Here is a 12887-nt window from a genome sequence, read left to right as displayed (position 1 = left end):
ATTTACCTCCTGTGAACTTAATGCCCAACAGGAGTGTAAGTATTTTTTCAGATGTTGGCAAGTGGCCTTTTTTTTATACATAAATTAGCTGCCGTTTTCTACATTTCTAGTGTGCCATAAACACAACATCTTTGCAATTTTCAAGTAAAGCTCTTACTATTACCATAAACTGCAGTCCTTTTATGATAGGCTTTTTCATTCCCGGATGTTTTCCAACTGGAATACCACATGAGGCAAAAGCTACACAGAATCCCTCTTCATTTAAGCCTTCACTTCGACCAAAGTAAGAAACGGAAAATCCGGTATGACTGTATTTCCCTTTTACCTTGGTTGTACAGAGTCTCATATCAGATATAGCTGGTGACAAATCGTAATTTCTAAGGACATAGGTTTTACCATCACTTGTTTTAGATGGCAAAACAGCGCCTAAACTACATCCCCCTGGTTGTAGCAAAGTTTCATCAAAAAAGTTAAGATAACTAGGCTTTACATTTAATGAATCTGCAAATCCTTGTAGCTCTTCGTTTAAACCAGGACAGTATTGGTCTATTAGTTTTTTCGTATCCTTAAATTTTGTTTCATCTATTGATTCAGATGATAAAATTACATTCATTGCATTAGGATTTTTTTTTATTTCCTCTCCTTGCCGTCTACCAATTTCATAACTATTGCCTTCAAGATAAGAAAAAGAAGCTTGAATTGAATTCATATTTGTCTCTCTCCAGTTCGAATTTTTGATTAATGTCTTTATTAGACAAGAGGGATTTATTTTAAAACAGCATCTATCAATCGTCTATCTGATACATATTTTGCTCTGTTTGGTTGTCCCTCAGCTCTGTTTATATCTAATGTATTTAAGTTTGCTACAACAGAGAAGAGCGTACCAAAGTTTTGTTCTTTTAAATTTAAACAAACATGTCCTTGGGTGTCTGACATAATTGATTGTGCAATGGAAAGAGTCATTTTATTGACGTTTTCTTTAAGTCGTATATCTAATGTTTCAAAACGTTCTTTTGATTTGCTCCAATTCCAGCTTTCAGATACTGATGTACTTTCGCGGTGATTGGTACAATGAATATAATTATTGGTAGGAAAACGTACTTGATAGTCATTAGGAGTAACTTCTACAACAGCCATATTCCCTAATGGATCTGCTAACAAGTAGTTATTAGCTACCGAACTGGGGAATCTTTTTAATACTTCTATTCCTTCATCCACAGTACAACAATTTTCTGAAATATATTTAACAGCAAAATAAAAATTCAATCCGGGCTTAATTCCCTCATGAGGAACTGATGTAATTCCTACAAATAAACCATGTTGATTTATACCATCAACTTTTCCAATAAAACAATCTGAATGACCCACATATTTATTTTTGCCTTCAAAACAAACTAATGAGGATTCTGTTATTTTCTTTAAATTTAGGAGCATATCATAATTACGTCCAACAATCATTTCTCTTCCATTGAATGCTGAGAAAATGCTACATTGACCGGCCATTTCAAATACTCCTATACTTAAAAGAAAAGAACTTACTTCTTCAAAAGAAGAATGACAGCCTTCTGCAAATCCTTGTATTTCCTTCACAATACTAGGGTCAAATTCAGTAAGAATAGGTTTGCATTGCTCCCCGAATTTTAACTTTTCTTCTGTTACTTTAGGGAATCGAAATCCATTTCTATAAAGGATTTCTGCATAATGCTTACCTGCCTCGTAAGCATTTCCTTTTAATCTTGGATGATACATAATAATTTCCCTCCGTTATTTCTTTGTATATATAAAGAATAAACCCTCCGGTAGGTGGAGAGTTTACCCTGTTTCTATATAAAGCTGTTACTTAACTATCGTTCTTGATAACCTGTATACATATTTTGGTGATAAACTCTGAGGGATGTCTGTTAAAATCCGGTCGTATCTCCCTTATGTTAAAATCGGAAGGTACAAGTCCTTTTTCATAAACCTCGATTTCTTTCCCTACATGGGTTAGATTTTGTTCCATTATCCAATTTCTCAACATTTCATATCCTACTTCCAGCTCTGAATAAGGACCTTTAACAGTCAGACATGCGTATGTCCCACTAGTTAAAATTCTACAACCGTCTATTTTGTTCGTATCTTTTATTGGAAGAAGTAGTTCTACATCTACCTCTTTTTGATTCAAATCTCGTTCGTGAAAGATAGCCATTAGTTTTCCTGTAATCACGAGATTAAAAGCATAAACTCGATCAAATAAATTTTTAACCAACTTATCAATAAATTTAACCTTTATTTTCTCGCGAATCGTATAAACTAGTATTTCCTTTCGATTTTCAATAGAACAGTTGGATAAAAGAGGTCCCGGAATTATAGAAGCCTCTTTTTCGATTTGTATTTTTAACCGATTCATCTCTTCTATTTGTTTGGACATTTGCTTTTTTTGATCCTCAAGTTCATCGATTTTATGTTCTAACATACTTTTCCATTGTATTTGATCAGAGCTTCCAATAAGTTCCTTAATCGTAACTAAGGAGAATTGACAGCTTTTTAGAAGCATAATTTTTTTCATGATTTGAATTTTGTCATAGTCATAATACCGATAGTTTGTTATAGGATCTATGTAAGAAGGTTTTAGTAATCCAATGTCGCTATAATAGCGTAGTGTTTTAACGGGAATATTACATATTTCAGAAAATTTACCTATAGAGTACATTATATTCTCCCTTTACGATTATAAAATATTTATTATAAATTAGGATCTAAATATCTTGTTCAATTTCCTTTAGTTTACGATAAAACGCAGCCTGACTAACCCCTGTAATGGTACATATCTCCTTTACCGTTTTATCTGTTGTTTTTCGTAATTCAATCGCATGGTTCATTCCCGGATGTTTATCCGTATATTTTTTTACCCTTCCCCGATACTTGCCCTTTTGTTTAGCCAATTTAATCCCCGAACGTTGCTTTTCTTTAATCATTTCTCGATCTAATTCACTAAATGCGGCCATTACCGTTAAAAAGAATTTACCAGTAGGTGTTCTTGTATCAATTCCTAGGTTCAGGATAACAAAGTGGATATTTCTTTCACGAAGCTGTTCAACTAACTGTAGCAACTGAACAGTGTTTCGACCAAGGCGATCCATTCGAGTCACAACTAAGGTATCACCAGTAGCAATATTGGAAAGAAGTTCATCCAATTGTTGCTTCTGTTTAGAAACACCACTGATTTTCTCCTTAACAATTCCATCTACTCCAAATTTCGTGAGTTGTTCAATTTGGGTATCTAGGTTTTGGTCTTGTGTACTTACCCTGGCATATCCATAAATCATATTTCGTCCTCTTTTAATATGTATTTTTGATAGGTGTTATTGAGAGTCTCTCAAGCTAATAATATCAAGGAGCTAAAAACTTATCAATAGGGTACACTCTATTGATATATAATTTAACTAATAAATTGAAAATTACAGAAATGGGATGATACCAAATGAAAATTGCCAGAGGTAGGGAATTGCTTACACCTGAACAGAGACAGGCTCTTATGCAAATTCCTGAAGATGAGTGGGTGCTAGGAACCTACTACACTTTTTCCAAGCGGGATTTAGAAATTATAAATAAACGAAGAAGAGAAGAAAACCGGTTAGGGTTCGCCGTTCAATTAGCTGTTCTTCGGTACCCCGGTTGGCCGTACACTCATATCAAAAGCATTCCAGATTCGGTCATACATTATATAACAAAACAAATCGGTGCCAGTCCATCTTCACTTGGTCTTTATCCTCAAAGAGAAAATACACTTTGGGATCATTTAAAAGAAATTCGAAGTGAATACGATTTTGTAACTTTTACCCTAAAAGAATACCGAATGACATTTAAGTATCTTCATCAATTAGCTTTGGAAAATGGTGATGCCATTCATCTTCTACATGAATGTATCGACTTTCTAAGAAAAAACAAAATCATACTGCCTGCTTTCACTACACTTGAAAGAATAGTGTGGGAGGCAAGAGCAATGGCTGAAAAGAAGCTATTTAATATGGTGAATCAATCTCTTACAAATGAGCAAAAGGAAAAACTTGAAGAGATTATTACATCGCAGCATCCATCAGAATCCAATAAAACAATATTGGGTTGGTTAAAGGAACCACCTGGCCACCCTTCACCCGAAACATTTCTAAAAGTAATAGAAAGACTCGAATACATACGAGGAATGGAATTAGAAACGGTACAAATTAGTCATTTACATCACAATCGCTTGTTACAGCTATCTCGCTTAGGTTCAAGATATGAACCTTATGCATTCCGTGACTTTCAAGAAAGCAAACGATATTCAATATTAACCGTCTATTTATTACATCTTACTCAGGAGTTAACGGATAAAGCATTTGAAATTCATGACAGACAAATACTCAGTCTATTATCAAAAGGTCGTAAGGCACAAGAAGAAATTCAGAAACAAAACGGTAAAAAGCTAAATGAGAAGGTTATACACTTTACGAACATCGGACAGGCTTTAATCAAAGCAAAACAGGAAAAGTTAGACGTTTTTGAAGTTCTAGAATCGATTATTGAATGGAATTCTTTTGTTTCTTCGGTGGAAGAAGCTCAGGAGCTTGCACGTCCTGCTGACTATGATTATTTAGACTTACTGCAAAAACGATTCTATTCACTTAGAAAATATACACCCACGTTATTAAGAGTATTGGAATTTCAATCTACAAAGGCAAATGAGCCACTTTTACAAGCTGTAGAGATTATCCGAGGAATGAACGAATCTGGGAAGCGAAAAGTACCTGAAAAATCACCGGTGGATTTTATTTCAAGACGGTGGAAAAAGCATTTGTACGAGGATGATGGTACAACAATCAACCGTCATTACTATGAACTGGCTGTTTTAACAGAACTGCGAGAGCATATTCGAGCAGGGGATGTTTCCATTGTTGGTAGCAGACAATATAGAGATTTTGAGGAATACTTGTTTTCAGAGGATACATGGAATCAAATGAAGGAAAATACGAGATTATCAGTTAGTTTATCATTCGAAGATTATATGACAGAGAGAACCAAAAGCCTAAATGAAAGGTTAAAGTGGTTAGCTACCAATTCCAACAAGTTAGACGGAGTTTCTCTTGAAAAAGGAAAGCTGTCGATTGCCCGTTTAGAAAAAGATGTTCCAGAAGAAGCAAAGAAATTTAGTGCAAGCCTGTATCAAATGCTACCAAGAATAAAATTAACCGATCTACTGATGGATGTTGCCCATATAACAGGATTTCATGAACAATTTACACATGCTTCTAACAATCGAAAACCAGATAAAGAAGAAACAATCATTATTATGGCTGCTCTTTTAGGTATGGGAATGAATATTGGATTGAGTAAGATGGCTGAAGCCACACCAGGACTTACATATAAGCAACTAGCGAATGTGTCTCAATGGCGCATGTATGAAGACGCAATGACTAAAGCCCAAGCTGTTTTAGTAAATTTTCATCATAAGCTACAATTGTCATCTTATTGGGGAGACGGCACAACGTCCTCATCAGATGGGATGAGAATGCAGCTAGGAGTTTCATCACTACATGCAGATGCGAATCCTCATTACGGAACAGGAAAGGGAACCACCATCTATCGATTTACAAGTGATCAATTTTCTTCTTATTACACAAAAATTATTCATACTAATTCAAGGGATGCCATTCATGTTTTAGATGGTTTGTTGCACCATGAGACCGATCTAAACATAGAAGAGCATTATACAGACACAGCCGGTTACACAGACCAAATATTCGGATTGACCCACTTATTAGGATTTAAATTTGCTCCAAGAATAAGAGATATATCGGACTCAAAATTATTTACGATAGATAAAGCAAGTGAGTATCCAAAACTAGAAGCTATTTTACGTGGACAAATAAATACAAAGGTCATTGGAGAAAATTATGAGGATGTTTTACGATTAGCCCATTCAATAAGAGAAGGAACAGTCTCAGCATCCCTTATTATGGGGAAACTAGGTTCCTATTCAAGACAAAACAGCTTAGCTACAGCCTTACGTGAGATGGGCAGAATAGAAAAAACGATTTTTATGTTGAATTATATATCGGATGAATCGCTAAGAAGAAAAATACAAAGAGGATTGAATAAAGGGGAAGCCATGAATGGGCTGGCAAGAGCTATTTTCTTCGGAAAACAAGGTGAGCTTAGGGAACGAACGATACAACATCAATTGCAAAGGGCCAGTGCCTTAAACATAATTATCAATACCATTAGTATCTGGAATACCCTACATCTAACAAAAGCAGTTGAATATCAAAAACAATCTGGTAGTTTTAATGAAGAATTATTGCATCATATGTCGCCTCTAGGTTGGGAACATATTAATTTGCTAGGAGAATACCATTTTAATTTGGAGAAAATGGTCTCGGTAGATTCTTTAAGACCACTGAAACTTTCTTAACGTTGTTAAAAACAGGGTAAGCGTCAGGAAATTGGGCTTAGCGTTGTAAATCCGCATTTTCCTGACGCTACCCCTAATAGAATTAATCGACAATCATCTTGTAATAGCTAACGGCCTTTTTATATTTTCCGTTTTTTGTATACATCTCCGCAAGTCTCTTCGCATATTCCTTCCAAGAATTTTCTTGCTCCATTTGTTTAAAGGTTCGTACAGCCTTAATTAGCACATCTTCTATTTTCTCCTCTAAACATAAAGCTTGATAGACATTAAAATGACATGAATAGTATTCCTTTTTAACACCTTGCATTTCCGTCAATAAAGATATACCTCTATTTACCCAATGTAAAACTGTATCCCAATTCTCTAGTTTTTCATTTTCCTTAATTAAAGAAAAAATGGAATACATCAATTCATTAGGCTGTTCCTTATGATTAACTGCTTGTTCGAAATAAAGTATTGCACTTTCCGAATCTCCCATTGTTGAATAAACATCCCCAATATTTTGATTTAGCATGCCTAAAAATAAGTGTATGTCAAATTGATAGCAAATTTGTTCAGCAAGTTTAAAATCTTGGATCGCTCTTGATAGTTGTCCCATATTTTTGTAAGATATACCTGATATTATATGACATTCTACTACTCGTCTTCCCGCCATAATCCGTTGAAAGTATGGAAGCGCTTGTTTTGATTTTTCAAGCGCTTTATATGTTTGACCATCCGCCATATAAGCAACAGCACTTACATAGGCAAAATCAGCATCTTCAAAAGAAGAAAGAGATACGCTTTCTATTTGTTTTTCAGCTTTATCAAATGCAATTAAACATCCTTTCAAATTACCCATTGCATAGGAGGCCATCCCTTCTATCTGATATATTCTGAACGTTTGTAAAGGTTCTAATCCCTGTTTCAGTTTAAAGTATTGCGGTAGTTCCAAGAGAACATCTTTAGCCTGTTGCGACATGACTAACTGCAATCGCAAAATCATTAGTTCCAAATTAATTCGTGTTTGAAAATCAATCCTTCCTTTTGTAACTAAATTAAGAATATCAAGAATTAATTTTTCAGCTCCTCCACTATCCCTCAAATTAACAATGTGTTCCAAACGTTCTCCAAAGCTATCAATCCCTAATTGTTCTTGCCTTTCATCGTAAACGGATATTCCTAAACGCTCCAACAACAAAAACGCAATTTCATCACCGGGTTCACTTTTTCCATTTTCGATTCTACTTAAATGTGAGGTGGAACATATATCTTTAGCTAAGTTTTCCAGTTTCATATTTCGCCTGTTTCTTTCAACCTTTATTAAAGTTCCGATATTCATTATATTCACCTTTTCAGAAGTAGTTAATATATGTTTTTATAATAATTTCAATATATTTTATAATTAGTAATTTTTGAAAAAAAATAAAGAAACAGAATTTTGGATGATTCCTTGAAAAACGATTAAAAATGCTATTAAACTGCTGCTTGTCGAAGCTGAGAAAATCGATCAACTGCTAAATCACAGGCGTTTTACGCAATCTGAACCACATCAAAATACCTTTGCTTTCTCCTCTGTACAATGGTAAACCTAGTTCAAAAGAAAATAACCCTTTAAATAGGCATCCACACGTTCAACTGAACTTCGTTCATTATAGATTTTCTGAAATAAGCTGTCGTTAACTAAATTGCAGCAAGTCGTATAATAGGCACAGGACATTTCTCCAGTCTGTTAATGTGTGTGTCAGAACTCTCATTATACAGAATTTGGGGATGTGCTCTATTTTCTTTCTCATTAACACGTAGAGGCTTAAACGCTATTAATGTCAATTCATAATTCCACTTAATAGCGATTAATTATATCTCTGATTATAACTACATTATAAACCACTATCAGATTTAATTTCCAATTATATCCACAATAAATGCTAACCTTTATTTATGATTTCCTCCTTTGATTCATCCCCTTCTGTTGCTTCATTTGTTTCTGCTGTGCCTTCAATTTTTCAAATTCCTCATATTCCAACTCATCCAATATCCGATCAATTGCTTTACCTTTAAAAAACTGTTCAAATAACATTTGTGAACTGTAGACGTTCATTTGTTTGCCTCCGAACGTGTCATTGTAAAAAACAGTTCCTTGCGCTGTTGGCACTTCTACTGCTGCTAAAAAAGCATTCGCTTTCTTCTCGGACAAGATGTCTTCTGAAACACAATCACTCAACACAAAAGCCTGATAACGAGGGTGCGCCAAATCCTTCAATAATTCTGGATCCATTCCTTTCTGTACTCGCAGCAACTCCTGTGCGGACACCTGCTCTCCTCGTAAAATAGCTACATCATATGCTCGTTTCACTCGTACATAATCAGGAACGGCTACTAATTGCTCTTTCTTATATTTCTTCGGTGGCTCACTTGGAAAATTGGTCAATCGTTCTTTCGTGAAAGCTTCTCCGTAATAATCCATTGCCGTCATCAGCCACTCACGCTCAACTAACGATTTATCCGATAGATCTAAACTCGGCATCCGCAAATGAATACGCTCGTCATAATAAGACCCAAATAGACGCAATGCCAGAAGCAATCTTTTGATTTCCTTCAGCATATTTTCAAAGTTCTCTTTTTCAGCAGGAGATAGACGATCCATAGATGCCTTCTGTTGAAGCGATACTCCCTGCTGTTGCATAAAGGTTGCCGCTCGCGTTTGCACAGCTTGTAAGCGCTCCTGTGCTTCGATAACAGTTGTAATGGGTTGTTTTAAAATCGACTGGACTTGTTCCACTACTTCATCCTCACGTGCCTGCATCAATGTATCCTTAATTTCCAACTCATTTAAAGTGCGATCTAGACGAGCCGTTTCATTGATTAGCGCTCGCTTCTCATAAGACATCCACTGACTCGTTTCAATCGACTGTAGAAAGTAACACTTCATTTCTTACTTCCAATATTAGTTCTGTAAGTACAAATTCCCTTCCACCGTTTTGTTCATACCACTCAACAACACGTTGAACGTGCTCCTTGTCTGCCCGCACGTTCTTTTCAATTTCAACATAATCCTCATAACTATCGTATTCCCAAATCGCAAAAATTTCGGTTGTACCATCTCCGTTATCTTTCATCCATCGGCCGATGAAACGCGCGCCGTGTTTTAGTTGGTTAGGTAAGTTCGTTTTGTTAAAATGATTATTAAATGTTTCCACAAACTCATTTTTCACATTGTAGTATTTACGTCTATAGAACATCTGCACACCCCTTTGTTTTACATTTCGTCCTCCTTAAATCTTCAAGTTCCCTCAACGACTATTATCAAAAATAATTTGTAGGATCAAGAGAACTGTTACAATTCGTAATAAAGGTTTCACATACTTTGGATTTAGTTTTTCGGCGAAACGGACTCCTAATTGAGCTCCTGAAATTGAACCTGCCATTAAGACAATTGTGAGTGGCCAAACGATTGTCCCTGCAGCAATATAGGTGATTGCTGCTCCAAAGCAACTTGAAAACGTAGCGAGACGGACATATCCGACTGCTCGGATATAAGCCACATCCAAATAATTGAACAAATAAAAGAGTAGCGTACCTTGGCCGGGTCCAAAAACGCCATCGTAAATGCCAATGCTATATAGTCCCGGAACACTCACTTTATTTAATGCTAATGTTTCTTCACCTGAAAAACTCCCCTTGCCTAAAAACGATGATACGAACGCAAAACTTAAAAGGATAATTGCCACCACATACAAGTTTTCAGCTGAAAGTTTTGTCGCGATAAAACCACCTGTCACCCCACCAAGTAAACTAATGGGTATAACCCACACTGATTCTCGCATCGAGATCTTTTTGTGTTTCAAAAGAATATAGAAACTAGAGAACGAACTTACCGTATTGGATACTTTGTTTGCTCCAATGGCAGAGTGGATTGGAATACCTAACAAAAGCATTGCAGGCAAACTTATGAGACCGCCACCGCCAGCCAACGTTCCAACTGTCGTCGCAAGTAAACCGATGAAAAAAAGCACTACATAATCCAACAAAACCACCCCCTTAGTCACTACTAGTATACTTTCAATTCAAACATAATGAAATTCAATGTTTATTATGAAAGTATATAAGTATATCTTAAGGGGGGGGAAGCCTAGAAGATTCTCATCATTTACAACAGTTTCCCTCAGGATTACTGTATATCCTCATGAACGAGTCGCTTTTCCATTGTAATTCGATGAATCCCTTCATCATCTTGAAAAGTGGCCACAATATCGAAGCCATGTTTAATGTTTGCAATTAACATGTTACGCCATTTGTTTCTTGTTTTAGTTTCCAAAATCGTATAGCCAGCTTCCGCTATGAGTTGATGTTGCTTCTTCATTAGTTCAGAAGCAATCCCTCGTCTTCGATATTCTTCAGATACTGCACCATACCAACTATAATAACGGTCTTTAGTCAATTCATAACCTATTTTATAACCGACTACCTCTTCTTTTTGACTAGCTACAAGTACTAGTGCGTTTGGAACGATCGAAAGCTTTGCACGTAAATGGTCAGCGTTCATAAAAACCTCATGATGTAAAGCCAATATGCCCTCGAAGATTTGTTGTTCCGGCATTCCCCAATAATGTCGATACTGTACCATAGTTAGTCTCCCTTCAAAAAGCGTATAGCGTTCCTGGAAATTGTATTTCAGATTAGACTTGGAATTTCCCGACTTCACTTTCCAAACGATCAGCAAGTAACGCTAAACTTTGTGCATTTGTCGATATTTCTTCATTTACAGCAAGTTGCTCTTCGGTCGCCGCACTTACCGAATGGGCTTGGTCCGACGTTTCGTTAGCAAGAAGTTGCACTTTCTGTGAACGCTCTAGTACTTCATCCGTCATTGAACGCACGTGTGTAATTTTGTGACTGACGGCAGTAAGTGTACGATCCATCTCCTCAGTTGCAGTCTCAATCGCATGAAATACTTGCTCTGTTTCACTGGAAGTAATTTGACTTTTACCGATATGATTTGATACGTCTTGTACACTAACTACCGCCTCATCCATTCTACGGGTAATTTCTTCAATCATCTGGCCAATCCCCCCCGCTGACTGCTTGGATTGTTCAGCTAGATGGCGTACTTCTTCTGCTACAACTGCAAATCCCTTACCATGCTCACCAGCCCTTGCTGCTTCAATAGCGGCATTCAATGCAAGTAAGTTTGTTTGCTCCGCAATAGTTGTCAGTACTGTCGTCACATGTCTGATCTGTTCGGAATAGGAAGACATTGCACTCATTGTGTTCGTTGAATGCGTAATGCTCCTGTTCATCTTCTCCATCTGCTCTGCAAAATCCTTCATTTGAAGATTCCCAGTCGACACAAGTTCAGAAACATGCACTGACGCGATTTGGAGCTGACGATTCGATCCGTTCATCTGAATCATTTCATCCATCATTTTCTCTATGTATGTAGTTGTTTCGTCTACAGTGCGGACTTGCGATTGGCTTCCTACCCGATTCTTTTCCGTAATTTCACTCACCGTTTCAGCTGTAGCGAGACTTTCTTCCGAACTCGCAGATAATTCTTCTGCTTGTTTTGCTAGTTGAGATGCTGAGACGCGTACTACGCTGAGGATTCCTTTTAAATCTTCTTTCATGTGATTAAATGCAGTCGCCATTTCACCTATCTCATCTTTGTTGTGAATAACAACGGTTTCTGCTGTAAAATCACCTGTCGCTAATTGTTCTAAAGATGTGGTCATCTTGCCTACAGGCCGTGCAATACTTCTACTCACCTTTTGTGCTACTAAAAAGCTAGCCACGACGGCAAAAGCTATAAAACCAACGATGACGAGCTTAATCTGTTGCAAGACAGTACGTAAAGATTGTTCGGTCTGCTCTTGTCGCGTATTTTGTTGTTCAATCAAATTCTCCAATAAAACCGTTACAGCATCTTGATAATAGACACCTTCTTTTGCTAGACCCATCGCTTGTTCAATATTACCGTCTTTGACCCCTTGGATGACTAATTCACTAATTTGATCATAACTTTTCGAAGTCTCCGTCACTTCTTTTAGGATTGCCCGGTCTTCATCATTCCGGACAAGCTTATTCATCTCTTTCAACTTCATCTTTAATGCTTGCATGTTATCATTACGATCATTTACGTACGTTTCTTCTTGATAGATGATATACCCTCTTAAGTTTTTTGCATCTTCATTTTGTAACGACAAGACTTGCTCTAGCAAAACAACTTTTTTTATTTGTTCATCAATTAAATAGCGGTATTCAGCATTTAATTTTGATAGTGCCCAAATTCCTGACAGGCCAACAACTAGTAAAATCGCAAGTAAGAATAGAAATCCGAACCATATCTTCTTTCCAACCGTTAACCTCATCCCATTTCCCCCTCAATTGATGTAGTCAATTCAGATTATATACGATAGTAGGAAAGTAATATGTAAAGTTATTGTTAAGTTAAAAAATAAATTTATTGACTAATTTCAAT

The 12887-nt window shown here is 36.4% G+C and carries 11 protein-coding genes; 1 reads left to right on the top strand and 10 read right to left on the bottom strand.

Annotated elements, in window-relative coordinates; genetic code table 11:
* Positions 1-106: 106 nt before the first annotated feature.
* The 4 genes from QT711_RS06010 to QT711_RS05995 all read right to left on the bottom strand — a co-directional run bounded on the left by QT711_RS06010 (position 107) and on the right by QT711_RS05995 (position 3308).
* On the bottom strand, positions 107-709 hold the full coding sequence (locus tag QT711_RS06010) for a C45 family peptidase (RefSeq protein WP_317942601.1): 603 nt from the start codon (positions 707-709) through the stop codon (positions 107-109).
* Positions 710-765: 56 nt separating this feature from the next.
* The gene (locus QT711_RS06005) at positions 766-1749 is read right to left on the bottom strand and encodes a C45 family autoproteolytic acyltransferase/hydolase (protein WP_233301926.1); all 984 of its coding nucleotides are present in this window, start codon (positions 1747-1749) and stop codon (positions 766-768) included.
* Between the two features lie 91 nt (positions 1750-1840).
* Positions 1841-2692, bottom strand: coding sequence for a MerR family transcriptional regulator (locus tag QT711_RS06000; protein ID WP_233301927.1), 852 nt, complete (start codon positions 2690-2692; stop codon positions 1841-1843).
* Positions 2693-2738: 46 nt separating this feature from the next.
* A complete protein-coding gene (locus QT711_RS05995) occupies positions 2739-3308 on the bottom strand; it encodes a recombinase family protein (protein ID WP_233301928.1) in 570 nt (189 codons plus the stop codon).
* A 155-nt stretch (positions 3309-3463) separates the two neighbouring features.
* Between QT711_RS05995 and QT711_RS05990 the strand changes: the two genes are divergently transcribed.
* Positions 3464-6430 carry a Tn3 family transposase gene (locus QT711_RS05990; RefSeq protein WP_317942600.1) on the top strand — a complete coding sequence of 989 codons (2967 nt, stop codon included), beginning with the start codon at positions 3464-3466 and terminating at the stop codon, positions 6428-6430.
* Between the two features lie 82 nt (positions 6431-6512).
* Here the strand turns inward: QT711_RS05990 and QT711_RS05985 are convergent, their stop codons facing one another.
* The 6 genes from QT711_RS05985 to QT711_RS05960 all read right to left on the bottom strand — a co-directional run bounded on the left by QT711_RS05985 (position 6513) and on the right by QT711_RS05960 (position 12777).
* Complete coding sequence (locus QT711_RS05985; protein ID WP_317942599.1) at positions 6513-7751, bottom strand: helix-turn-helix domain-containing protein; 1239 nt, start codon at positions 7749-7751, stop codon at positions 6513-6515.
* A 597-nt stretch (positions 7752-8348) separates the two neighbouring features.
* Complete coding sequence (locus QT711_RS05980) at positions 8349-9341, bottom strand: hypothetical protein (RefSeq protein ID WP_317942598.1); 993 nt, start codon at positions 9339-9341, stop codon at positions 8349-8351.
* The gene (locus tag QT711_RS05975; protein ID WP_317942597.1) at positions 9313-9651 is read right to left on the bottom strand and encodes an NIPSNAP family protein; all 339 of its coding nucleotides are present in this window, start codon (positions 9649-9651) and stop codon (positions 9313-9315) included. Before QT711_RS05975 ends, QT711_RS05980 begins: the two co-directional genes overlap by 29 nt.
* A gap of 51 nt (positions 9652-9702) precedes the next feature.
* The gene (locus tag QT711_RS05970; RefSeq protein ID WP_317942596.1) at positions 9703-10437 is read right to left on the bottom strand and encodes a sulfite exporter TauE/SafE family protein; all 735 of its coding nucleotides are present in this window, start codon (positions 10435-10437) and stop codon (positions 9703-9705) included.
* A gap of 143 nt (positions 10438-10580) precedes the next feature.
* Entirely contained in the window at positions 10581-11036 is a 456-nt protein-coding gene (locus QT711_RS05965; protein WP_317942595.1) for a GNAT family N-acetyltransferase, read from the bottom strand.
* A 52-nt stretch (positions 11037-11088) separates the two neighbouring features.
* Entirely contained in the window at positions 11089-12777 is a 1689-nt protein-coding gene (locus QT711_RS05960) for a methyl-accepting chemotaxis protein (RefSeq protein ID WP_317942594.1), read from the bottom strand.
* Positions 12778-12887: the final 110 nt, after the last annotated feature.

Source organism: Sporosarcina saromensis (genome assembly GCF_033253735.1).
In the GTDB taxonomy this organism is placed as follows: Bacteria; Bacillota; Bacilli; order Bacillales_A; family Planococcaceae; genus Sporosarcina; species Sporosarcina saromensis.
This window is presented reverse-complemented; position numbering and strand designations above follow the sequence as displayed.

Bases quoted from the DNA above. Each gene is read 5' to 3' on its own strand.
- QT711_RS06010 (WP_317942601.1), bottom strand. From the start codon at position 709: ATGAATTCAATTCAAGCTTCTTTTTCTTATCTTGAAGGCAATAGTTAT.
- QT711_RS06005 (WP_233301926.1), bottom strand. From the start codon at position 1,749: ATGTATCATCCAAGATTAAAAGGAAATGCTTACGAGGCAGGTAAGCAT.
- QT711_RS06000 (WP_233301927.1), bottom strand. From the start codon at position 2,692: ATGTACTCTATAGGTAAATTTTCTGAAATATGTAATATTCCCGTTAAA.
- QT711_RS05995 (WP_233301928.1), bottom strand. From the start codon at position 3,308: ATGATTTATGGATATGCCAGGGTAAGTACACAAGACCAAAACCTAGAT.
- QT711_RS05990 (WP_317942600.1), top strand. From the start codon at position 3,464: ATGAAAATTGCCAGAGGTAGGGAATTGCTTACACCTGAACAGAGACAG.
- QT711_RS05985 (WP_317942599.1), bottom strand. From the start codon at position 7,751: ATGAATATCGGAACTTTAATAAAGGTTGAAAGAAACAGGCGAAATATG.
- QT711_RS05980 (WP_317942598.1), bottom strand. From the start codon at position 9,341: ATGAAGTGTTACTTTCTACAGTCGATTGAAACGAGTCAGTGGATGTCT.
- QT711_RS05975 (WP_317942597.1), bottom strand. From the start codon at position 9,651: ATGTTCTATAGACGTAAATACTACAATGTGAAAAATGAGTTTGTGGAA.
- QT711_RS05965 (WP_317942595.1), bottom strand. From the start codon at position 11,036: ATGGTACAGTATCGACATTATTGGGGAATGCCGGAACAACAAATCTTC.
- QT711_RS05960 (WP_317942594.1), bottom strand. From the start codon at position 12,777: ATGAGGTTAACGGTTGGAAAGAAGATATGGTTCGGATTTCTATTCTTA.